At 47.1% G+C, this 22,049-nt stretch carries 19 protein-coding genes; 14 read left to right on the top strand and 5 right to left on the bottom strand.

Annotated features, from left to right (window positions below; genetic code table 11):
• Nucleotides 1-170 precede the first annotated feature (170 nt).
• A complete protein-coding gene (locus ACO5GU_RS00335) occupies nucleotides 171-605 on the top strand; it encodes a helix-turn-helix domain-containing protein (RefSeq protein ID WP_484929498.1) in 435 nt (144 codons plus the stop codon).
• 115 nt (nucleotides 606-720) lie between these two features.
• On the opposite strand, the gene ACO5GU_RS00330 is transcribed toward ACO5GU_RS00335, so the two are convergent.
• Entirely contained in the window at nucleotides 721-1,938 is a 1,218-nt protein-coding gene (locus ACO5GU_RS00330; RefSeq protein ID WP_484929496.1) for a tyrosine-type recombinase/integrase, read from the bottom strand.
• 379 nt (nucleotides 1,939-2,317) lie between these two features.
• Between ACO5GU_RS00330 and ACO5GU_RS00325 the strand changes: the two genes are divergently transcribed.
• Together ACO5GU_RS00325 and ACO5GU_RS00320 are read left to right on the top strand one after the other, a co-directional pair.
• The gene (locus ACO5GU_RS00325) at nucleotides 2,318-2,518 is read left to right on the top strand and encodes a hypothetical protein (RefSeq protein ID WP_484914083.1); all 201 of its coding nucleotides are present in this window, start codon (nucleotides 2,318-2,320) and stop codon (nucleotides 2,516-2,518) included.
• 85 nt (nucleotides 2,519-2,603) lie between these two features.
• Nucleotides 2,604-2,921 (top strand): glutaredoxin family protein, encoded by a 318-nt coding sequence (locus ACO5GU_RS00320; RefSeq protein WP_035432322.1) that lies wholly within the window; start codon nucleotides 2,604-2,606, stop codon nucleotides 2,919-2,921.
• A 138-nt stretch (nucleotides 2,922-3,059) separates the two neighbouring features.
• Here ACO5GU_RS00320 and ACO5GU_RS00315 read toward each other — a convergent pair whose 3' ends face one another.
• A complete protein-coding gene (locus ACO5GU_RS00315) occupies nucleotides 3,060-4,493 on the bottom strand; it encodes a lipopolysaccharide biosynthesis protein (protein WP_484929494.1) in 1,434 nt (477 codons plus the stop codon).
• A 181-nt stretch (nucleotides 4,494-4,674) separates the two neighbouring features.
• Here ACO5GU_RS00315 and ACO5GU_RS00310 point away from each other — a divergent pair, with 181 nt between their 5' ends.
• The 4 genes from ACO5GU_RS00310 (at nucleotide 4,675) to feoB (ending at nucleotide 11,024) form a co-directional block, all read left to right on the top strand.
• Nucleotides 4,675-7,542 (top strand): phosphoenolpyruvate carboxylase, encoded by a 2,868-nt coding sequence (locus ACO5GU_RS00310; protein WP_484929492.1) that lies wholly within the window; start codon nucleotides 4,675-4,677, stop codon nucleotides 7,540-7,542.
• A gap of 240 nt (nucleotides 7,543-7,782) precedes the next feature.
• Nucleotides 7,783-8,049 (top strand): FeoA family protein, encoded by a 267-nt coding sequence (locus ACO5GU_RS00305; protein ID WP_051479314.1) that lies wholly within the window; start codon nucleotides 7,783-7,785, stop codon nucleotides 8,047-8,049.
• Nucleotides 8,050-8,118: 69 nt separating this feature from the next.
• On the top strand, nucleotides 8,119-8,364 hold the full coding sequence (locus ACO5GU_RS00300; protein ID WP_035432316.1) for a FeoA family protein: 246 nt from the start codon (nucleotides 8,119-8,121) through the stop codon (nucleotides 8,362-8,364).
• Nucleotides 8,364-11,024: a ferrous iron transporter B gene (gene feoB, locus ACO5GU_RS00295; RefSeq protein ID WP_484929489.1), complete on the top strand. Its 2,661-nt coding sequence runs from the start codon at nucleotides 8,364-8,366 to the stop codon at nucleotides 11,022-11,024. The genes ACO5GU_RS00300 and feoB overlap by 1 nt, the downstream gene beginning before the upstream one ends.
• Before the next feature lie 346 nt (nucleotides 11,025-11,370).
• Here the strand turns inward: feoB and ACO5GU_RS00290 are convergent, their stop codons facing one another.
• Genes ACO5GU_RS00290 through ACO5GU_RS00280 form a run of 3 tightly spaced genes read right to left on the bottom strand, consistent with a single transcriptional unit; the run spans nucleotide 11,371 to nucleotide 13,642 of the window.
• Nucleotides 11,371-12,543 (bottom strand): cation diffusion facilitator family transporter, encoded by a 1,173-nt coding sequence (locus ACO5GU_RS00290; RefSeq protein ID WP_484929488.1) that lies wholly within the window; start codon nucleotides 12,541-12,543, stop codon nucleotides 11,371-11,373.
• 7 nt (nucleotides 12,544-12,550) lie between these two features.
• The gene (locus ACO5GU_RS00285) at nucleotides 12,551-13,066 is read right to left on the bottom strand and encodes a MarR family winged helix-turn-helix transcriptional regulator (protein WP_484929486.1); all 516 of its coding nucleotides are present in this window, start codon (nucleotides 13,064-13,066) and stop codon (nucleotides 12,551-12,553) included.
• Nucleotides 13,067-13,087: 21 nt separating this feature from the next.
• Nucleotides 13,088-13,642: a glutathione peroxidase gene (locus ACO5GU_RS00280; RefSeq protein WP_484929484.1), complete on the bottom strand. Its 555-nt coding sequence runs from the start codon at nucleotides 13,640-13,642 to the stop codon at nucleotides 13,088-13,090.
• A gap of 403 nt (nucleotides 13,643-14,045) precedes the next feature.
• Here ACO5GU_RS00280 and ACO5GU_RS00275 point away from each other — a divergent pair, with 403 nt between their 5' ends.
• From ACO5GU_RS00275 to ACO5GU_RS00245, 7 genes are all read left to right on the top strand, one after another.
• Nucleotides 14,046-14,348: a DUF1490 domain-containing protein gene (locus tag ACO5GU_RS00275; protein ID WP_484929482.1), complete on the top strand. Its 303-nt coding sequence runs from the start codon at nucleotides 14,046-14,048 to the stop codon at nucleotides 14,346-14,348.
• Between the two features lie 3 nt (nucleotides 14,349-14,351).
• Nucleotides 14,352-16,520 (top strand): heavy metal translocating P-type ATPase, encoded by a 2,169-nt coding sequence (locus ACO5GU_RS00270; protein ID WP_484929480.1) that lies wholly within the window; start codon nucleotides 14,352-14,354, stop codon nucleotides 16,518-16,520.
• Nucleotides 16,521-16,843: 323 nt separating this feature from the next.
• Entirely contained in the window at nucleotides 16,844-17,590 is a 747-nt protein-coding gene (locus ACO5GU_RS00265) for a DUF3793 family protein (protein ID WP_484929478.1), read from the top strand.
• 84 nt (nucleotides 17,591-17,674) lie between these two features.
• Complete coding sequence (locus tag ACO5GU_RS00260) at nucleotides 17,675-18,079, top strand: flavodoxin domain-containing protein (protein ID WP_035432275.1); 405 nt, start codon at nucleotides 17,675-17,677, stop codon at nucleotides 18,077-18,079.
• A gap of 110 nt (nucleotides 18,080-18,189) precedes the next feature.
• Nucleotides 18,190-18,582, top strand: coding sequence for a heavy-metal-associated domain-containing protein (locus ACO5GU_RS00255; RefSeq protein WP_484847959.1), 393 nt, complete (start codon nucleotides 18,190-18,192; stop codon nucleotides 18,580-18,582).
• Between the two features lie 255 nt (nucleotides 18,583-18,837).
• On the top strand, nucleotides 18,838-20,082 hold the full coding sequence (gene rpsA, locus ACO5GU_RS00250; protein WP_035432271.1) for a 30S ribosomal protein S1: 1,245 nt from the start codon (nucleotides 18,838-18,840) through the stop codon (nucleotides 20,080-20,082).
• A 150-nt stretch (nucleotides 20,083-20,232) separates the two neighbouring features.
• Complete coding sequence (locus tag ACO5GU_RS00245; RefSeq protein ID WP_484807340.1) at nucleotides 20,233-21,954, top strand: LPXTG cell wall anchor domain-containing protein; 1,722 nt, start codon at nucleotides 20,233-20,235, stop codon at nucleotides 21,952-21,954.
• Nucleotides 21,955-22,049 lie beyond the last annotated feature (95 nt).

The raw sequence follows: 22,049 nt of genomic DNA, 5'->3' as shown, positions 1-22,049 counted from the left end.
GCAGAGCTGCTATTCAATGCATAAATTTAGAGACAGACAGCGTGCAGTGTACTTTTTACTATCAAAAGGCTATGACATTGAAGACAGCAAAACTGGCATCTTCTCTAGAGCAGAAAAGAACGGCTCTATTTCTTACGCAAGCATTGAAGAAAAATAGTTAGAGAGGAATAATGCGCAACAAGCAAGAATTCAAAGCCTTACGCGAACAAGTAGGCATGAACCAAACAGACCTCGCGCTCGCACTGGACGTGTCCGAGCGTTCCGTGAAGCGTTGGGAGAGCGTCAAATACCCAGAATATAACGCGCCGCAGGACGCATGGGATATTCTCGATGACGCATTGAAGCTGCAACGCCAAGTTGTCGCAGCCGCGCTCGGACAGATTGAAGAAGCCGCACAAACCGTCGGTGACTATCCCGAAAGTGTCAAGCTGGTTTACTGGACTAGCCAGGACGAATACGACAAACACCATTGCATCGACGACGGCGGCGATTGGCGACAGGCAAACGCAACGGCTCGCGTCGCATCGTACGCACTGAGTGAACGCGGAATTGCTACGGACTGGATATCCGCGGAAGATAACCTAGTACCGAAGATGAATGCTTAAATAAATACCCTCGCCCGTGTGGTTGAGGGTATTTTTATGGGTATTTACTCGACTTCAATTTTTGCGTGCCTTAAAACGCCTTACAACGGCTCGTTTACCAGCGGAAACGCAAACGCTAGAAATTAGCCGCTTTACGCGGGAATTCCTCGACTTTCGCGCCCGTGTCCGTACTTTCGCCTAGTGCGGACGCTAGAGGGTTACGCGCTTTCTCTAATTGCTCGGTCGTGGTGTCGGCATAGCGCATTGTCATGTTGATATCCGCGTGTCCGAGAATGTCCTGCGCCGTCTTTGGGTCGGTTGCACGAACGGCAATCGTCGCGAACGTATGGCGCAAGTCATGGAATACCGGGCGGCGTTTCTGCGTTCCCATGAATCCCCATTCCTTGGCATGCTGTTGCCACCACTTAGACAGCGGGCTTGGGTGTAGGTAGTGGCCTTCGACATCGCCGCACACGTACATTGCAGGCTCAAACGAGATACCGCAAAGCATACAATCTTCTAGCAGCCCCGCGCGGCGTTCTTTGAGGATAGCAGCAAGGCTTACGGGAATTGGTATACGTCGTTCCTTGTTCGTCTTAGGCAGCTTGACATACGTTCCGCCTTCTTCGATACTCACCGCCTGGCGTACGTTGACGTATTCGCTTCCGGGTGTAAGTTCAACGTCGCACCAACGCAAACCGCATATCTCGCCACGGCGCATGCCGGTATAGTATGCGAGGTAACAGGCGACCACGTAAGGCGTTTTTTCGAGGTTTTCGAGCATAAATAACAGCTTCTTACGTGAAGGCTCGTCAAGCGGATTTGGTGGCGGCAGTTGGCGTTTAGGCGGCTTGATTGCCGCGCAATAGTCCCACTCGATATCACGCACCGCGACAGCTTGACGCACGCAATGGTGGAGAACGTTAAACGTTTTCTTGATAGTGTTATTGCTCAACCCGCGCTCGGTGAGCCATTGGATAAAGCTCTCGACTTCGGCAGTTGTTATCTCGCCGATTTTCTTTTCGCCGAAGTATTGGTCGAGGTAGTTTAGGCTTGTTTTATAGCCCGCAGCAGTGCGTCCCTCAATGTGTCCCATAGCTTGCAGGGTCGCATAGTGAGCGCGGCAATACGAATACAACGTCATCGTTGCGCCGTTGCTCGTTCCTTTGTCCGAGATATTGAGCTTTCGTGCCCAACCCTCCAGCCATTCTTCGGCGCGCTTTTTACCGCGGTTATCATCCTCGCTGCATTCGATAGGTGTAGTCTCGTTGCGTTCGTGTCGCTTGCCTTCTGCGTCCGTCCATGTGACACGCGCCCGCCAAAAGCCATTGCGCTTTTGCAGATATAGCTTCATTTTGATAACCTCTCTCGCCGTTGGCCACAAATCTTGGCCACAAATTCGGCCACAAATTGGCCACACCGACTGTTTTCACTTTAACAGTTAAACTTTTGATAATGCCCATATAGGCAGCTTGTCACCCATTTTCCATAATTCGTTTTGTCGCATAAATACCCGAATGTCGCACTTTGGGCACTTCTCGTAAAGCGGGGGTCATCAGTTCGATCCTGGTTGCTGGCACCATGATTTCCCACGTAGCCGCCTTGTGCGGCTATTTTTATGCCACGAGCGGCCGCTTATTGCTTCTGTTAAGCAGCTTTCATTACGTACGAGTAAACTAGCGCTATACGATAGTTTGTACAAAATTGGTAAAGCTATGGCTGATTGGTGAAACATGTTACGTCTTAAAGGTTTTTACTTTTTGAGCAATCGCGATTGGTATACAACGCCAGAAGATGAAGGTATCGACGATGTCTTCTTTGATGACGGCCGCGGATATCACATTAAAGATGATGCGCCAGAAGAAGCAAAAAAGAGTTACGAAGAATTTTATGATGGGTATGATTCGGATCATTTTGGAATTTTCTTTGATTAAAGCTTTTCACTCAAATCCATGTGAAACAACTGCACTGTGGTGGGTATAGACAAAGTAGTAGTAATTACTAACAAAAGGAGTTTCTATGGCTACTCAGAATCTTGAGCTTTTCTATAAGCCAACCTGCCCATACTGCCACAAGGTCATGTCCTTTATGGAGCAGAACAACATCGAGCTTCCTATGCATGACATTGTTGCTGATGATGCAGCTCGTGAGCGCCTCATCGAGGTAGGCGGCAAGCGTCAGGTTCCATGTCTGTTCATTGACGGCAAGGCAATGTATGAGTCTGGCGACATCATCAATTACCTTTCCGAGGTCTTCCATGTTTCTGGCTCAAACGATGATTCAGACGACGGCTCTGCAGCAGCTGCTTGCACCATCGGCGGCGCCTGCTCCTTCTAAGATTTTTGCCGAGAAACCCGTCAAGCAGTAGATTTTCTCGTCTTATGTACAAAAATCCCTCTGATCCAGTATATGGAGCAGAGGGATTTTGCGTTAAAACCGAGGTAGTTTATGACTCTTTAGTCTTGATTGTATTGGTTAGCTCTTTAGGCGTGCTACGGCGTATTCGCTGATAAGCAGTAAGAAGAGGATTAGGATAGAGGAGAAGCTGCCAATAACTGCGCCGTTAAGACCAGTAAAGCTGACCATCATCCAGATAATAGGGATGGATACAACAAATGAAATAAGGTAGGCGCGCGTAACTGCCTTTTGAACTCGCATGATCGTGATGAGCTGGTATAAAAAGTCGATCGCAGCACAAAGTCCACCCGTGGCCACCATAATGCGTGCAAGTCCACGATATTGCTCAAAATCAACGCCATACAAGAAGCCGTTGAGAGGAATGCCAATGAACTCGACAAATGCAGCGGTACCAATGGTGACTACAGCAATGGCTCCAAACATTGCAAGTACAATGACGCCAAAGCGTTTCTTATTAGCGGGATTATGAATTGAGGTTTCTAGCAAACTAGCAAGTTTGAAGAGTTGTGGCCTGTAGATGAGTGTAGAGATCATCAAAATAGTGTGAGCTGGGAAATAAAGTGCGTTGAAGTACAGCTGATTGCTGTAAGAAAGTGTGCCTTCCATGGCAAACTTTGGCAGCGAGTCAATAAGGTTGTAGAGGAAAAGTGCTAAAAAGAGGGGCCAGCACTGTACAAAGATATCTTTGATGTTTGCAAGTTTGATGCGAACGCTTTTATCGGTCTCAAGAATGGCTAGGGGAGCAGAAACAAATAGCAGGGTGATAAGGGCACAAATACCCATGCTCCAGCTTGCCCATACAAGATTTCTGGTAACAAACAACACAACAGTAAAGAGAATAAAACTGGCACTACACCTAAGAGCTTGACTGAGTCCTGCGAGGTAGAGTTTGTCTTTTTGCTGAAGACGACCTTCGTAGACATCAGCCATACCATCAACTGCCCTAAAAAGCAAAGCTCCCGTGCAGATAGAAAACATGGGCTCGGTGTAGCCTTTGAAGAAACACCAAACAAGGCCAGCAATCACCATAACAACAACAGTGGCTGCGCGTTGAATCTGGTAATCAGAAAAACTACGTTGTTCGGCTATGTCGGAAACTTGATACGTGCGAACACCGTATTGGGCAATAAATAACAAAAGCGTTGCCACAACAAATGCCATGGAGAAAAGTCCTGCTTGTTCAATGCCAACAAGCTGGGAGCAAACAACAGTTAAAAGCGGGAAAAGTGCGCCCCAGGCGCCTTGGCCAAGTGCGTTGAAGAGATAATCCTGGGACGTTTGATGCGCTAGATATTGCTCGTCTTGATTAGCAATATCGCCAGAGACCACGGCAGACAGAAGCCTGGTCCACCACGTAACCACAATGCCAGGTTGACTCCCGGTTGTGCGCGAGTCATCAAGCTCATAGCGAGGTGTGCGTAGACGCTCTACCTGCTTATGTACGGAAGAATTGTTGTACGCAGTACGACTTTTCTTGAATGGATTGAGCATGTAAAACCTAAGATCTTCTTTAGCGCGGTTAGAAACTTTGATATATCAATTTTTATTTGTTGTATCGATTGTAGTCCACGATGTACATTAGGTAACAGATTGACAAACAATCGTGCGAAGATTGTTACAAATGGGTATGGTAGATAGTACGTATTCTGAGTCATGTGACGAAAGGATGAGCATGGCAGGCAATCCTCAAGATTCAAATCTAGAGTCCAGCAATGCTTCTTTTGACGAGAAACCCATCGATGGTGCAACAACTCCTGAAGTAGCTCAGTCGCTTCTTGAACGACGCGGGAATGAGATTGCTGCTGCTCGTACCCTTATTCAAGCGCTTAAAGCGCCAGCTCCTCTGCGCGATAACCTTACCTTCTTTTTGCGTTTGGTAAGAAAAGTGCTTGCTGAGTACAATCCAGATCTTCTTACTAGTTTTGACACGTTGTTGGTTGAGGCAATTAAAGCTGGACCAGATGATTTGTCTACAACTCGCGCACCTTTGCTGCTTGAGGCAATCAATGCGGTACTCAAAGTAGATTCAGAGAAGGAATCGCTTAATGCTTTCCTACGCTTTGCTTCTACCATTGACAACTTGAGCATGGAAGACTCCGTGCTTCTCATGCGCGCATTTGTAACTTTCTTCCACTTAGCAAATCTTTGTGAAGAGAATTATCGCGTTACCAGCCTGCGTTCTCGTGAGGCTTCTGTTGATCCATCTTCTGCAGAAGACCCTATCAATGAGATAACCGTTGCATATAGACAGCTTATTGACGAGTGCGGTGAAGAAGAGGCAAAAGCACGTCTTAATCGTCTTGAGTTCCACCCCGTCTTTACCGCGCACCCAACTGAGGCTCGTCGTAAAAACGTTGAACGCCGAATCCGTACCATCTCAGAGCTTCTTGATGAGCGTCAGAGGCTTGGTGGTCCTGCTCGTGTGGAAAACGAGCGTCGCATGCTGCAAGAGATTGACGGCCTATTCCGTACGTCTCCTATCGGTCATAAAAAGCCAACTCCTTTGGAGGAGGCAGATACTGTCCTTAACATTTTTGATACCACCCTTTTTGAGATGGTTCCTTCGGTATATCGCCGCTTTGATAACTGGGTACTGGGAGAAAACGCTGGTTGTGTGTCGCCTGTCTGCCCACCATTTTTCCGTCCAGGTAGCTGGATTGGCTCCGACCGCGACGGTAACCCTAATGTTACCGCTCTGGTTTCTCGCCAAGTTGCCGAGAAGTACCGTGTACACGTACTGCAGGCACTGGCTCGGGCTACCAAGGAAGTCAGTCGAGGCCTGACGCTTGATGGTATTTCTACTCCAGCTTCGCCTGCGCTTGTCAATCTTTGGGCACAGCAGGTAGAAATGAGCCAGGCCCTGACCGCTAGGGCTATTGATAAGGCTGGGTCTGAGTTGCACCGTGCGGCGATGCGCGTCATTTCTGGCCGACTCAGCGCCACCATTGAGCGCAATGCTGACCTGATGTATCAAAACGCTGAAGAGTTTATTGCTGATCTGCGTGTTATTCAGGATTCACTGGCTCAAGCAGGGGCTTTCCGTATTGCCTACGGTCCTGTTCAGAAGCTTATCTGGCAGGCTCAAACTTTTGGCTTCCACTTGGTAGAGATGGAGTTCCGTCAGCACTCTTTGGTGCACAAGCGTGCACTTACAGATATTGAGGCACACCCATCAACTGCCGAGAAACCCGCCAAACTTGATGCTATGACGCAGGAGGTGCTAGACACCTTCCGCTCCATTGGATCAATTCAAAAGAAGAATGGCATTAACGCTGCTCGTCGCTATATTATTTCGTTTACGCAGTCTGCTCAGGATGTTGAGAATGTCTATAAGCTTGCACGTCTAGCGTTTGCAAATGAAGAAGACGTTCCTGTTCTAGACGTCATTCCACTCTTTGAGCAAATTGAAGACCTTGAGAACGCCGTTGCTACACTTGACCAGGTAATTCAGCTTCCTGAGGTGCAGGCGCGTCTTGCTCAGACAGACCGCAAGCTTGAGGTTATGTTGGGCTATTCTGATTCCTCGAAGGATGAGGGACCAACTACGGCAACACTGGTACTTCATAAGACCCAGGCTGCTTTGGCAGAGTGGGCAGAGAAGAACTCCATTGACCTCATCTTGATGCATGGTCGTGGCGGTGCAGTTGGTCGTGGCGGTGGTCCTGCAAACCGTGCTGTTCTTTCTCAGCCCAAAGGCTCAGTCAACGGTCGCTTTAAACTTACTGAGCAGGGAGAAGTTATTTTTGCTCGCTATGGTGACCCAACGCTTGCCCGTCGTCACGTAGAGTCCGTCGCTGGAGCAACACTGCTTCAGATGGCACCTTCTATTGAGCAGAAGAATACTCAGACAGACGTGAAGTTTGCTTCACTCGCTTCTGAGCTTGATAAAGCGTCCAAGCAGCGTTTCTTGGAGCTCATTCACTCCGATGGCTTTGCTGAGTGGTTCTCGGTTGTTACCCCTCTGACAGAGATTGGTCTTCTCCCCATTGGTTCAAGACCTGCTAAACGTGGCCTGGGCGCCAAGTCTCTTGATGACTTGCGTGCTATCCCTTGGATTTTCTCCTGGTCACAGGCTCGTATCAACCTGGCTGCTTGGTACGGACTGGGCAGTGCTTGCGAGGCAGTAGGGGATATCGAACGCCTCCGTGAGGCATATAGAGAGTGGCCGCTGTTCACTACGTTTATCGACAACATTGAGATGTCAATCTCCAAAATTGATGCTCGTATTGCAAGGCTTTATCTGGCCCTGGGTGATCGCTCTGAACTTTCGGAGATGGTTCTCTCCGAGATGTCGTTGACGCGCAAGTGGGTCCTTGCTATCACCGGTAACAAGTGGCCGTTGGAGAACCGTCGTGTGCTTGGTCCTGTTATCCGCCTGCGTCTGCCATTTGTTAATATTCTCTCGGTTACGCAGGTGCATGCCCTGTCTGAGCTTCGTATAAGGGATGACATGCTTACTCCAGAGGAACGTGCAAACATTACGTATTTGATTTTGTGCACCGTGTCTGGTGTTGCCGCAGGTCTGCAGAATACAGGCTGATGTCACATCGCTTACCATAAGTTTGAGCAAACAATCGTTTATGTTTACGTAAAACTAGTATTACCTGAAATAAAGTTGCAATATTTACAAGGCGAGAAACCACTGGTAGACAGAGTTTCTCGCCTTATTTTTATTTTAATTATTAAATGAAAGTTGAATTACCTTAACTTTTAGTTGATACTAATGAAGTAAAAGTTCGAAAGAGCAAACTTAGTTTGCCTACGTTATTTTGGGGGATGCATGGATACAGAAAAGACCTCACAGGGTCCTGCGAATTCTGGTCCAGTTCTTCCTCTTGCCATGCTTGGTGAGGGAGAGACTGCGCTGATCGTAACGGTTAAGGGTGCTTCTGATCTTCGCCAGCACCTCTCAACACTTGGTTTTGTTGAGGGCGCCGAGGTAAAGGTTATTTCACGTGTCAACGGTGACGTTATTGTCAGCGTTAAGGGTGCACGACTTGGACTGAACCGTCAGATGTCGTCGCACATCATGGTTTCTCCGCTTTAAACACTTTGTTGTATTGCGCTGCTGGTAAAACCCGCGGCTTTTAATACGTGTTTCGATGAAAGGAAGGTTATGGCAACTCTGAGAGACGTTAAGGTGGGGGAGAGTTGCACGGTTGCTGCGCTAAAGGGTGTAGGCGCCGTGAAACGTCGCATCATGGACATGGGTCTTACTAAGGGCACTGAGGTTCATGTCAAAAAAGTAGCTCCACTGGGAGATCCAATTGAGCTCACAGTTCGTGGCTACGAGCTTTCTATCCGCAAGGATGAAGCTGCAAGCATTGAAGTAGTAGACGTTCACAAGGTAGAGGAAGCCTAATGGCACAAAAGACTATTATTGGTCTTGCAGGTAACCCAAACTGCGGTAAGACCACCCTATTCAATGAGCTTACGGGCTCAAACGGCTACGTCGGCAACTGGCCAGGCGTTACCGTTGAGAAGAAGCAGGCAAATTGGCGTGCCGATAAGGACGTCACCTTTGTCGACCTTCCTGGTATTTACTCTCTGTCTCCATATTCACCAGAGGAGCAGGTATCTCGTGACTACCTCATTAATGAGCGTCCAGACGCCATTATTGACCTTCTCGATGTTACCAACCTGGAGCGAAATCTCTATCTGACAACTCAGATTCTTGAGGCTGGCCGCCCTGTTGTTCTTGGTCTTAACATGGTTGACCTGCTCAAGGAGTCCGGTGACGTCATTGATACCAAGGAGCTTTCCAAGCAGCTTGGTGTTGAGGTTGTTGAGGTTTCTGCACTTCGTAACAAGAACATTGACACTCTGGTAAAGACTGCAATTAAGGCCGGCCAGGAGGGAACTCCTGCTGAGGGTGTTAAGTGCTTTACCCCAGAGGTTGAAGAGGCTCTTGGTAAGATTGCTACTGCAATCGAGGGCCTTGCTCCTGCAACTCTGTCTCGTTGGTATTCCATTAAGGTCTTTGAGCGCGATGCAAATGCAATTGCTCCCCTTAACCTTTCTGCCGAGAAGACCGCAGAGCTTGAGCAGATTATTGCTGCAGTTGAGCAGTCCCGCGACGATGATGCTGAGTCCATCATTACGTCTGACCGTTATGAGTGGATTGCTGGCGTAATGGCAGCTTGCGTCAAGAAAGCACCTAAAAAACTGAGTACTTCCGAGAAGATTGACCGTGTTGTTACTAACCGTATTCTGGGTCTTCCAATTTTTGTTATTGTAATGTCCCTGGTGTATTTTATCTCTATTTCTACAGTTGGTATCAATGCTACCAACTGGGTCAACGACAATCTGTTTGACAAAGGTTTTCACGTATTGGGCATCGGAGATGCAGAGTATAGTCAGGCAAAAGATGATTTTGACTCTCACCACTATGGCGACCAGATTGACGCATATCTCAATGCAGCAGACGAGGCCGGTATTGATACCACTGAGGTTCGTGCTGCAATCGCGGCTAAACAGTGGGATTCTGACGCTATCACCAGCTTTGAGGCAGAGACTGCCAAGAAGAACGTTGTTGCTCTGAGCGCACCAGTTCATGATGAGGATGGCAACTTCGTTGATACTGACGACAATCCTCTTCAGCTTGACGCAAACGGCAACCCAATTCTTGCTGAAGGTCAAGAACTTCAGACTCTGGGCGGCGTAACTGCTGCGGGCTTCAAGACCGCTGTTGAAGGCGCTGCTACTGAGCCAGAGGCATCTGAGTACGGCATGTATGTCCCTGGTATTCCTACGCTTGCTCGCGGCGCTCTTGAGGGTGCTGGCGCAAGCCCCGTCATCACCAGTCTTGTAGTTGACGGTATTATCGGCGGCGTAGGTGCTGTTCTTGGCTTTATTCCACAGATGTTTGTCTTGTTTGTTATGTTGTGTTTCTTGGAAGACTGCGGATATATGAGCCGCGTTGCTTTTGTTATGGACCGTGTCTTCCGTCGTTTTGGTCTATCAGGTAAGTCTTTTATTCCACTTCTTATCTCCTCTGGTTGTGGTGTTCCTGGCGTTCTTTCTACTCGTACTATTGAAAATGAGAAAGATCGTCGCATGACGATTATGCTTACCACTATGATTCCATGTTCGGCAAAACAGCCTATTATTGCCTTGATTATGGGTGTTCTTATTGGAGGAACTACTGCTTGGTGGATTGCCCCAGCCTTTTATTTCTTGGGTGTAGCTATGATTGTTATTTCTGCAATCATGCTAAAGAAGACTAAGGCTTTTGAGGGAGAGCCAGCACCATTTGTCATGGAACTTCCTGATTATCACATGCCTTCTCTTAAGTCTTGGGCAATGCATGTTTGGGAGCGTATTTCTGCGTATATTATTAAAGCTGGTACCATTATTTTTGCTGCAGCAATTGGAATTTGGGTTTTATCCAATTTTGGCTGGGCTAACTGGGACGGCGCAAATGGAGTATTCGGCTATCTCCCAGGTATTCAGGGTGCTCCTGATAATGTTATGGACTTTTCTTTGCTTGCTGCTATTGGCGGTTCTATTGGATTTATCTTCTCTCCACTTGGATTTGGAAATTGGCAGGCAACTGTAGCTTCTATTTCTGCTTTGATTGCAAAAGAGAATCTTGTTTCCACCTTTGGCGTTCTTTATGGCCTTGGCGATGCAAGTGAGAAGTCTGTCACTATGTGGTCTGGCTTTGCTGGTATGTTTACTGATGCTGGTGGTATCCTCCACGTTGGTGCAATGTGTGCATTTGTGGCATTCAATATGCTTGACGCACCTTGCTTCGCTGCAGTAGGTTCTATTCGTCGACAAATGAACGACTCTAAGTGGTTCTGGTTTGCTATTGGTTATCAGTGCATTTTTGCATGGATTGTAGGCCTGATGATTAATCAGTTCTGGGAGTTCTTCGTTCTTGGCTCCTTTGGTGTGTGGACTGTTGTTGCCTTTATCTTCCTGGCAGCAATTCTCTTCCAGCTTTTGCGTCCAGCTCCAAAGTGGGATAAAAAAGACGAGAAGATTCTTACCAGCCTTAATGAAGTAGCAAAAGCATAAGCTACTACTAGATTAGTATGCTGACCTGATCCCCCGTACCAATTCGGTGCGGGGGATTTTGTTTATGTTTATCTCGGACTTTCTTGATATAAGATAAAAATCCATAGACATGTAAACTTAGTCTAACTTTTTGTAGAGTTTACGAAATTAGATAAAAAAACTGAAAAAATTCTTGTAAGTTTCCCTCGGTTAACTTACTATGTTTTTAAGCAATTTAGTTGCTTGCTTTATTCAGGTTCCCGTAGCTCGAAGAAAGACCCTCTCCCTTTCTTGCGAGCGTAGAACACGAGCCGCTGACTCTGGGTGTCAGCGGCTCGCCCCTTTTTTAGGATGTATTTACTTGCTTTTAGTGCAAGTCTCTGTCTTCTTCATGTTCAGAAAGATCGCTTGTATCGCGGTCCAAAAGAACCGAGACGTTCATATCAGGGTAGGCTGCCTCTACTTCATGAATAATATCGTGGACAATTTGCTTACCGTCATAGCCAAACTCAATGACTGCATCAAAGGCCATAAATTGATTTTCAATGTCAGCAATAAAACCATGAACTTGAAGAACACCTTCATGAGCTAAAGCCATTTCAGTTACTTCAGTGCGCATCTTTACAATGCGATTATCGGTGGTGTTTCTCGCATAAATACCAATAGCAGCAATGATTATTTTGCCTGATGTCTGCTTGTAAATCTCTGTACTCAGACGCCTAGTCATCGTATCAATCTCAATAGCTGAAGTGGTATCAAGAACCTCAGTGTGGAATGAGCCAACAAATTTATCTGGGCCATAGCTGTGGATAATAAGGTCGTAGACGCCTTCTGCGTCTGGATCCTCTTTCACAATGTTGTAAATAAGTGTTGAAAGAGCAGCGTCAGGACGCATACCAATAATTTCTTTGATAGATCCCTGTAACAGCTCAATTGAAGCTTTAATGATAAACACAGAGATAATAACGCCCACATATGCTTCAAGGCTAATTTTTGTAAAGATAAATATAAGCGCAGCTGTTAAAACAGAAGTAGAGAGTGTGGCGTCAAAAAGTGCATCTGAACCCGACGCAATAAGGGTGTCGGAGTTTACGCGATTACCTACAGAGCGGACGTAGCGACCCAAAATAATCTTTACCAGCACAGCTACTGCAATGATGACTAAAGACAGGGGACTGTAGTCTGGAGTAACAGGATTCATGATGTCTTGGATAGATTTAAAAAGTGAAGAAATACCTGCATACATAATGATTGCAGCAATTACTGTTGTAGTGATGTATTCGATGCGTCCGTGTCCAAAGGGGTGCTCGCGATCAGCTTTTTTGTTAGATAGTTTGGTTCCCACAATGGTGATGATTGATGAAATTGCATCGGAGAGATTGTTCACCGCATCAAGAGTAACGGCAATTGAGTTAGATAAAATGCCCACAGCTGCTTTGAATGCCGCAAGGGCAACATTGGCTGCAATGCCAATGGCGCTCGTGCGTACAATGGCGGTTTCACGTTCAGAAGAGGTAATGGTTACCTGTGATTGGGTCATAGTAAATCTAGCTTTCTGTAACGTTAGAAAGAACCTTTAAAAGCAATCGTTTAAGCTCAGCGCCTTCTTCGGGCGAGAGATTAACGCATGAGCCGATCTGATGTGGGACCACTTGAATTTCTCGCCTAAGGTCTTTGCCTTTTTGGGTGAGGGAAACAATCAGCTGACGTCCGTCTTTGTTTGTTTTTTGGCGCAGTACAAGGCTCTTCTCCTCAAGCTTTTTAAGAAGCGGAGTTAAGGTACCTGAATCAAGAAATAAAAGCTCACCTAAGGTTTTGACATCCAAGGATTCATGTTCCCAAAGCGCCATCATGGCAATGTATTGCGTATACGTCAGATTAAAGGGCTTAAGTAGCGGAGTATACCTTCGCACCACTTCTTTTGAGGCACTGTAGAGTGGGAAGCAGAGCTGGTTTTTGAGGAGAAGCTCGGGGATATCGGGGGAGTTGTCGAGTGTAGAAGAGCCGCTAGCAAAAGTGCTAGCGGCTGCAACGGACTGTGTTTCTTTCTGAGAAGAACTCATGAGTAGACCGGTCCTCTCGCCTTATGCAAGAAGGTTTTTAACTGCGGACTCAACTTCTGCCATATCGGTGGTTGGCTCGAAGCGAGCAACAACGTTTCCCTGGCGGTCTACAAGGAATTTAGTGAAGTTCCACATGATATAAGCCTTGTCACCAAACTTCTTGTTGTTTGCCTTTGCAAATTTGTCCAGCGCAAGAGCCTTGATGCCCTTTCCAAAACCCTGGAAGGGGAAGGCTGTTGCAAGGCGCTCAAAGAGAGGGTTTGCGGTCTCTCCGTTAACGTCGCCCTTCTTGAACTGTGGAAAATCGGTGCCAAATTTCATAGTGCAGAACTGATGAATCTCTTCATCGGACTCTGGGGCTTGGTCTGCAAACTGATTGCAAGGAAAGTCTAAAATCTCAAAGCCTTGATCTTTGTATGCGGTATAAATGCGCTCAAGATCCTCATACTGTGGGGTAAAGCCGCAACCAGTTGCAGTGTTGACAATCAGAAGAACCTTTCCATCAAAAGAGGAGAGGGAAGTTAGGGAGCCGTCACGCTCTTCTACGGAGAGGTCATAGATATTGGTGTTTGCCATGATGTTCCTTTCAACTAGCCACGGATTGTCCGAAGCATTGGATGACTTATTTTCTTTGGGTAGTGTACCCCAGTAGCTGTAACCTAACACAAATAAATTGTACACAATTTAAATTTCATAATAACGACATAGAGAGAATGTTATTTTTTTCATTTAATTGATAGCCCATATGAGCAAATATCAATAATTTAAGTAACGCCTTAGAGCGGCATCTTCACAAAATTTATATGTACACCATGGCTAACCATAGGAAACGTTTTCGCAGGTAAGAAATTACTTGTGTACAATTGTTTCATTAGGATAACTAATTAGTAATGATTTTCACTTGTTTTTTTCGTAAAAAAATTTTATCTTCAATAGGTCATTAACCGATTAATTTGCAAAAAGCAGATGGGGGATTTACATGAAACTGAACAATTGGTGTCTCGCAGCCGGTGGCGCTGCACTTGCTGGCGTTGTTGCTGGTCTTGCTTCTAACGGCACTCTTCACAAGGCAGCTGTTAAGGCAACTGCATGTGGTCTTCGCGTAACTGATCGCGTTTCCGCAGAGACTCAGAACGTTGTTGACGAGGCTAACGACGTTGTCGCAGAGGCTCGCCGTGAGTCCAAGATTGACGCTGCTGTTCGCGCTCGCCTTGCTGAGCTCGAGGAGGGTATCCGCGTTGAGGTTACCAAGCAGGTCGACGCAGAGGGCGCACAGGCATAATTCATGCGCTTCACAATTACTAATGAAATCTCAGGTCGCATTCGTGCAAAATGCGACCTGGGTCATATTGATGAGGCTGAAGCTCGTGGTATCTCCTATGAGCTGATGCGTGTTGACGGCGTTCGTCACGCAGAAGTTCACATGGCAAACGGCTCTCTCTTGCTAAGGTTTGATCCTCTCAAGAGAGACCAGGTACTTGCAGCTGTTGGCGCTTTTGATGTCTTGAACTTGCCACGAGAAGAAGAGGCAGGTCTTGAGGACTTCTGTAGCTCAATCGAGATGGCTCTAGAGAATAACCGCTTCCAGATGGAGGTTGTGACTACATTCGCACGCCGCTGGATTATGCGTTCTCTGCCACTTCCTGCAGTTGCTAACTATGCCTACGTTATTCTTCGTGCCATTCCATTTGTTGTGGAAGGCGTTAAGCGTCTGTTCAAGAAAGAGCTGACGGTTGAGGTTTTGGACGCAACTGCAATTACCACTTCCATTTTAAGAAATGAGTGGGCAGATGCTTCTACTGTCATGTTCCTGCTTGAGCTGTCTGCAGCTATGGAGAACCACGTTGCCAGCCGTGCTCGTCTTGCACTCCGTGACGGCCTGATTACCCGCTCCGAGAACGTCTGGGCTCGCGTTGACGGCAAGGACGTTATGATTGCTCTCTCTGAGGTTGAGAAGGGCATGATTTTGCACCAGCGCGCTGGTGGCGTTCTTCCTGTTGACGGCAAAGTTGTTGAAGGCATTGGCCAGATGAACGAGGCTGCCATGACAGGTGAGTCTCGCCTTGTTACCAAAGAGCCTGGCTCAACCGTTTACGCAGGCACCGCTCTTGAAGACGGTGACCTTATGGTAAGCGTCACTGCTCCTCCAGGAATGTCTCGTATCGACAACATTGTTGATATGGTTGAGCAGTCTGCTGAGCTTAAGGCTGGCGCACAGTCTAAGGCAGAGCGCCTTTCTGATGCATTGGTTCCTTACAGCTTCCTCGCCTTCTTTGGTATTTGGGGCATTACCCGAAACATCACTAAGGCTATGACCGTTCTTATGGTTGACTATTCCTGCGCCATTAAGCTTTCCACTCCTGTTGCAGTGGGTAGCGCAATGGATGAGGCAGCTAAGTTTGGCATGACGGTTAAGGGCGGAAAATACCTCGAGAAGATCGCTGCGGCTGATCTTATCGTCTTTGATAAGACCGGTACGCTGACAAAGGCAGTTCCACATGTTGAGTGCATTGTCAGCTTCTGTGGTCGCACCGAGGACCAGCTTCTGCGTCTTGCTGCATGTATTGAGGAGCACTTCCCACACAGCATGGCTCGAGCAATTGTGAACGAGGCAAAGGTGCGTGGCCTCAAGCACAATGACGAGTTCCACGCAGAGGTTAAGTATGTTGTTGCTCACGGTATTCGTACCAAGGTTAACGACAAAGAGGTCTGCATTGGCTCAGCTCACTTCATTTTTGATGACGAGAAGACCCCAATGCCCGAGGGAATTCAAGACGACCTTGCACAGATTGCTCCAACCTCGTCCATTATCTTTATGTCCGAGGATTCAAAACTTATTGCAGCAATTTGTATTACCGATCCTGTAAGGGAAGATGCAGCAGCAACTATTACGCAGCTCCGTGCTCTTGGTGTTAAGCGTATGGTTATGTTGACTGGCGACTCAGAAAACGTTGCAGCAAGTGTTGCTAACAAGCTTGGTCTTGATGACTATGTAGCACAGATTCTCCCAGAGGATAAGTGTGAGTATGTTAAGAAGTTCCAGCAGGAGGGCTACACCGTTGCAATGGTTGGCGACGGTATCAACGATTCACCTGCACTAGCTGTATCTGATGTTTCACTGGCGCTTTCTGATGCAACTGATATTGCTCGTGCTGTTGCGGATATTTCAATTAAGAATGACTCGCTTGAATCTTTGGTAATCATGCGTCTTTTGGGCCAGCAGGTAATGAAGAGGATTCATGCTGACTATCGCACGATTGTTGCGCTGAACAGCTCTTTCATTGCTGCGGGTGTAGCAGGTCTTATTACTGTAAGTACTGCTGCATATATGCACAATCTTCTGACACTTATGGTAACGCTTGCAAACACAAGGTCACTGCTTACCACTGCAGCTCATAACCCTAATGTTCCTTCTGAGGTAAAGATGCTCTTGACTGAAGGACAGATTGCTTAGAACGCACTTGTGCGTCAACAAAGTATTTTTAGATCGCGTTAGAGCTCTCGTTTCTTATTCGTAAGAGGCGGGAGCTTTTTTCTGTCTTGAATTGTCAAAAAGTGAAAATATTTTGAGTTTTCTCTTGCATTTAGTTAGCTAAGGCTTACACTTTAAATAGTTAGAAGAGGTTAACTTGTTAAGGTTTTTATATAACAGGAGCTAGTTCTAACAAAATTGCTTTATCAGCCCGGAACCTTTCCCCTCTCCAAGGGTCCGGAATCCAGGCGCCGTCGGCTCCCTTTTAGTCGGCGGCGCATTTTTAAGAAGGGAGCAAGTGTGGTATGGATTGTCTTACTTCTTTTGAGAATTCATTGCTCCTAGACGTTACTTCTCCCTGTGGATATCCTGCTGATAAAAAGCTTGTTTCTACCGGAAGCAGAAGAGCGTATACGCCTGAGCTTTGTCATGATTTTGCGACAACGTTTGTTCGCTGTGCCGCTGGTGTTATTGCTCACGTCAAGCCAGCTGCACTCTTTTCATTTGCGTCCCACAAGTCTTGCAGTTCTTGTACAAGCCTTATTTGCACCGATCCAACACTGAGGGCATTTCTCTGCAACGCTACGCACGAGCTCTCGTTGTTTGGGGTAACGCTCCTTGCCACCTCTGCTATTTCGGGTGGAAAGGTATCGTTCGTTGCGTATAGACCTGAGCTTGTTGAGGATATTCTCGCCAAACCAGAGCACTGTGAGTTCTTGGCTACGTTTGGCCATTCCACTGAGTCGGTACAAGCGTTGATGAAGAGCATGCGCTCAAAAATTTTTGCCTTCCATGCAAGAAAAGCTGCGTTCCCGCATGAGATTGGTCTTGTGCTGGGCTATCCGCTTGCAGATGTTCAAGGCTTTATGAACGGCCAGCCTGAGCTATTTACTGGCGCTTGGAAAGTCTATGACAACACAGAAGAGACACGCTTGCGCCTGGAGCAGCTTAAAGATGCAGAAGACCACTGCAAGCTTCGTTTTTATCAAGGGGAATCTTTGGCGCAGATTCTCTCATCGTATGGCAATGCCGAGAAATACCAGGTTGCATAAGGGGTGCACTTGGATTTCTTGTTGAGGTATTGAAAGTAATGTGTAGTTTTCCAGGGGGAACCTGGACACAGAAGGAGGAAATGTATGAGTAAAGTAGCAGTTGTGTATTGGTCCATGACGGGCAATACTGAGGCAATGGCTAAAGAGCTTGCAAGTGCAGCAGATACTGAGGCTATTGAGTCTTCTGAGTTCTCTGCTGATATGTGCGATCAGTACGATGCATTTGCTTTTGGTTGCCCTGCAATGGGTGATGAGGAGCTTGATCCTGATTTTGAGGAGCTCTTCAATGACTGCGCAGGCAAGCTTGGCCAGAAGCCAACCGCTCTCTTTGGTTCTTATGACTGGGGAACCGGTGACTGGATGGAGACTTGGAAGCAGAATGCTGAAGCAGAGGGAGTCAACGTTGTTGAGACTTTTATCTGCAACCTTGAGCCAGATGACGATGCTCTTGAGGCTCTTCGCGGCCTTGGTACAAAGCTTTCTGCTTAAGCTGCATTACGATTTTTGCTGTTGCTGTTAAATTTAGCGAGAAAAAACATCATTTTTTGAATAATCTAGAAAATGTTGGGTAGTAAAACAGCAACAGAAGGGAAGTTTGTATGTCACCAATCAATATTATTGTTATTCTTGCTGTTGTAGCACTTTGTGGTTTTGCGGTTTATCGTGTTTACGGAATTGCTGCAGGTAAAAAAGGCTGCTGCTCTGATGAAGGAACAGGTGTTACTACTTGTAACACAGAGCAAGTTGCGGCTGCAGAGGGTCCAGAAGACAAAGATGAGTCTCATTACCCCTATGTTCAGACATTTGAGATTGGTGGTATGACTTGCCAGAACTGCGTCAACCATGTGACTCGAGCACTCGATAGTATTGAGGGAACATGGGCGCAGGTTACTCTAGCAGGTGGCCAGGCACGTATCCTCAGCAAAAATCCCATTGATGTCGATGCGTACCGAGCTGCCGTAGAGAAAGAAGGCTACCGTCTTCGTGCTTAAGCACAACAAGATCTTCTCGCAAGAAACAAACTTTGAAGAAATTTTGTAAAACTTGCGTAATAGCTGTGCAAAGTAGCGCTCTTTGGCTTGTTTAATCAGCCGAAGAGCGCTATCCTATTGCCCGTATGGCGTCAAGCTATGCACTGTATCTGTTGGCCCCCGAGAGCATGTAAGTTTCCGAGTAGAGAAGCCCACGTATTGGCACTCTGGCAGCAACCATGTTGACCGGGGCCCCGTTTTGGAAGGGGTCCACCTTTGAGTGAGATTCAGAACTCGTCCATCTTCTCTTTGGATGAAATTTCCGATGAGGAAATGAACAGCCTGATCGACGGCACTGTTACCGATTTTGATGAGGGAGATCTTGTCAACGGCACCGTCGTCAAAATTGAGCGCGATGAGGTCCTCGTAGACATTGGCTACAAGTCTGAGGGCGTTATTCCTGCTCGTGAGCTTTCTATTCGTAAAGACGTCAACCCTGCAGAGATCATCTCCCTGGGTGAGGACGTCGAGGCTCTTGTCCTTCAGAAAGAGGACAAAGAGGGCCGTCTGGTTCTCTCCAAGAAGCGTGCTGAGTACGAGCGTGCTTGGAAGGCAGTTGAGGATAAGTTCAACGCCGGTGAGACCGTTGAGGGCGAGGTTATTGAGGTTGTTAAGGGCGGCCTGATCCTTGACATTGGCCTCCGTGGCTTCCTGCCTGCATCCCTTGTTGACCTTCGTCGCGTCAAGGACCTTGGTGCATTCATGGGCACTCGTATTGAGGCTCGTGTTATCGAGATGGATCGCAACCGCAACAACGTTGTTCTTTCTCGCCGCATTGTTCTTGAGGAGGCTCGTAAGGCAGAGCGTCAGGACATCCTGGGCAAGCTCCAGGTTGGCATGAAGCTCAAGGGTACCGTTTCCTCCATCGTTGAGTTTGGTGCATTTGTTGACCTTGGCGGCATTGACGGCCTGGTTCACATCTCCGAGCTTTCTTGGAACCACGTTAACCACCCATCTGAGGTTGTTAAGGTTGGCCAGGAGGTTGAGGTTCAGGTTCTCGACGTTGACCTTAACCGTGAGCGCATCTCCCTTGGTCTTAAGCAGACTTCCGAGGATCCATGGCGTGTACTTGTTTCCAAGTACCCAGTTGACGCTATCATCGAGGGCACTGTCACCAAGCTTGTTACCTTCGGTGCATTTGTTGACCTTGGCAACGGCGTTGAGGGCCTCGTCCACATCTCCGAGATGGCTAAGCAGCACGTCACCGCTCCATCCCAGGTCTGCAAGGTTGGCGACGTTGTACAGGTAAAGGTCATGGAGATTGATCTTGACCGTCGTCGCATCTCCCTGTCTATGAAGGCAGCTGCAGAGACCCTTGGCATTGACATTGAGGTCACTCCACTTCCAGAGGAGGAGCGTGCAGCAGCAGAGGCAGCAGCAGCTGAGGCTGAGGCTGACCTTGAGGCTCACCTGGTTGAGTCTGAGGCTAATGCACAGGCAACCGAAGAGGCTGCAGAGTAACACGCTTTGCGCATCTAAGTAATTGTCAAGAGACGTCATCGAAAGATGGCGTCTCTTTTTTTATGTGAGTAACAAATATCTCCATTCCTTCAGCAGTACGTTAATGCGAAAATACACTGCTAAGTTTTTATTCTGAGGAGGAATACGCCTATGACATCAAAGATGCAGGGCCGCAGTTTTCTTGCTGTTATGTTTGCATTTTTGGCAGCTTTAATCTTTATGCCAAATATTGCATACGCTGCAAGTAACAATTCGTTCTATAACGGCACTACTACTAACGTGTCTCCATCTGTGAGTGCAGATGGTCTTATTGAGCGTTCTATTTACTTTACAGATGCTTCTGGTCAGACATCTAACTACGCTTATAAGGATAATGACACCACTCAGATGAACCGCTCCATTGTAGATATTGATAAGTATCAGAATCTGCAGGCAGTGGTAAAGATTACCAACATCTCTTCATCTCCAGTTTCTGTAAACGAGATTATGCAGCTGCCACTTACATACTATGTCAGCTCTAGCCCAAATCCAGATTTACGTGCAACTGGATTTACCTTCTCGTCAACTAATGCAGCAACTGCAATTAACCTGAACATTAACGGACTGAACGGCGGTTCTGGTTCTCAGCCTGCAGCTAATGCATATGCCGCATACCAGGCAGCTGGTCAGGACAATGCTGAGATGCGTTCCGTTTCTATTTCTGGTACTCTGGCCGCTGGTGAGACCATTACACTTACTGTTCCTCTGACTCTCACTAATGGTTCATCTCTTAATCTGTATGGCACTAACTATGTAGGCCTTACCCAGTATCTGCTCGACCACAGAACCTCTTACGGAAACCCTCGTGTTTCAGTCAGGTTTGCAAGGCAGGTCCTGGAAGAGGGAACAAACAATTCCATTCTGAGCAGCAACAAGAAATATCTTGGCGTCATTATTAGGCCTGACGGCAGCTATTACGCTATTCCACAGGACGAGTGGAATTACATGCCAAACATTTCTGCAAGTGATATTCACGTTGACAATATCCTGTATGAAGATCGCCACAGCGCAACAGAAAATGATGCACTGTATACCGGTGGTGCTTACTACATTGATTTGACCAACATTAAGAATGCCATGAGGGACTATGGCTATTCGGTTCACACCGGAAATTCCAATAGGGGACTGTACCTCAATCTTCCTGGCTGGCAGCTGGCTGTTGATAATGATCTTGCTGACGATGTGTATCAGGAGTATTCGTACACTTCTCTCTCAGGCAGTAACCTTGTCATCAATGCTTCTGAGAATTCAACTGACGAGCTTGATCTTAACAATGGCGTTATTACTCCTCTTTATACAGAGCTTAGGCAGGTAGTTACGGCGCACAACAGCACTATTACCGCTAACCAGGATTCTTGGTCCATCCTCGATAACCTTGATGCTATGGTTGATCACAGTGCTGGTCAGGTTACCCCTGCTGCTGGTTCTGCCGATGCTCGCGTTAAGGTTGTTGATCAGAGTGGTGCAGTTGTGCTTGATACAGCAACCATGGATGCAGCAACTGTTGCTCAGAAGGCAGAAGAGATTTCTAAGACTCCTGGTGCATACTCCGTTACGTATTACTATTATTTCAAAGGTAATGCTGCAGCTGCAGGTAATGACTATGAGGCGGCAAAGACAGTTACCCTAACTGTTAAGTCTGATACTCCAGCTCCAACACCAACGCCAGCTCCAGAAGAGCCTTCCAATCCTGCTTCTCCAGTAAAAGAGAAGAAGGCAAAGAAGAAGAAAGCGCAGCTTCCAAATACGGGTGAAGAGCTTATGGTAATGCCTCTTATGGTTATGGGTGTATCTGCTTTGACAGCCGCCGGACTTATGAAGCGTAAGCACTAAGACAGAGCGTTCTTCTCGTTACATGAATTTGTATTGGCAGGTATCTCTTTGGTACCTGCCAATATTTTTATGGACATAGTGGACAACTGTCCAAA

The sequence above is a fragment of the Lancefieldella sp. genome (assembly GCF_057237245.1).
Note: the sequence above shows the minus strand (reverse complement) of the source record. Positions and strands in the feature narration are given on the sequence as shown.

Excerpts from the sequence above, each read along its gene's own strand:
- ACO5GU_RS00335 (WP_484929498.1), top strand. The coding sequence starts at position 171 with ATGCGCAACAAGCAAGAATTCAAAGCCTTACGCGAACAAGTAGGCATG.
- ACO5GU_RS00330 (WP_484929496.1), bottom strand. The coding sequence starts at position 1,938 with ATGAAGCTATATCTGCAAAAGCGCAATGGCTTTTGGCGGGCGCGTGTC.
- ACO5GU_RS00325 (WP_484914083.1), top strand. The coding sequence starts at position 2,318 with ATGTTACGTCTTAAAGGTTTTTACTTTTTGAGCAATCGCGATTGGTAT.
- ACO5GU_RS00320 (WP_035432322.1), top strand. The coding sequence starts at position 2,604 with ATGGCTACTCAGAATCTTGAGCTTTTCTATAAGCCAACCTGCCCATAC.
- ACO5GU_RS00315 (WP_484929494.1), bottom strand. The coding sequence starts at position 4,493 with ATGCTCAATCCATTCAAGAAAAGTCGTACTGCGTACAACAATTCTTCC.
- ACO5GU_RS00310 (WP_484929492.1), top strand. The coding sequence starts at position 4,675 with ATGGCAGGCAATCCTCAAGATTCAAATCTAGAGTCCAGCAATGCTTCT.
- ACO5GU_RS00305 (WP_051479314.1), top strand. The coding sequence starts at position 7,783 with ATGGATACAGAAAAGACCTCACAGGGTCCTGCGAATTCTGGTCCAGTT.
- ACO5GU_RS00300 (WP_035432316.1), top strand. The coding sequence starts at position 8,119 with ATGGCAACTCTGAGAGACGTTAAGGTGGGGGAGAGTTGCACGGTTGCT.
- feoB (WP_484929489.1), top strand. The coding sequence starts at position 8,364 with ATGGCACAAAAGACTATTATTGGTCTTGCAGGTAACCCAAACTGCGGT.
- ACO5GU_RS00290 (WP_484929488.1), bottom strand. The coding sequence starts at position 12,543 with ATGACCCAATCACAGGTAACCATTACCTCTTCTGAACGTGAAACCGCC.
- ACO5GU_RS00285 (WP_484929486.1), bottom strand. The coding sequence starts at position 13,066 with ATGAGTTCTTCTCAGAAAGAAACACAGTCCGTTGCAGCCGCTAGCACT.
- ACO5GU_RS00280 (WP_484929484.1), bottom strand. The coding sequence starts at position 13,642 with ATGGCAAACACCAATATCTATGACCTCTCCGTAGAAGAGCGTGACGGC.
- ACO5GU_RS00275 (WP_484929482.1), top strand. The coding sequence starts at position 14,046 with ATGAAACTGAACAATTGGTGTCTCGCAGCCGGTGGCGCTGCACTTGCT.
- ACO5GU_RS00270 (WP_484929480.1), top strand. The coding sequence starts at position 14,352 with ATGCGCTTCACAATTACTAATGAAATCTCAGGTCGCATTCGTGCAAAA.
- ACO5GU_RS00265 (WP_484929478.1), top strand. The coding sequence starts at position 16,844 with ATGGATTGTCTTACTTCTTTTGAGAATTCATTGCTCCTAGACGTTACT.
- ACO5GU_RS00260 (WP_035432275.1), top strand. The coding sequence starts at position 17,675 with ATGAGTAAAGTAGCAGTTGTGTATTGGTCCATGACGGGCAATACTGAG.
- ACO5GU_RS00255 (WP_484847959.1), top strand. The coding sequence starts at position 18,190 with ATGTCACCAATCAATATTATTGTTATTCTTGCTGTTGTAGCACTTTGT.
- ACO5GU_RS00245 (WP_484807340.1), top strand. The coding sequence starts at position 20,233 with ATGACATCAAAGATGCAGGGCCGCAGTTTTCTTGCTGTTATGTTTGCA.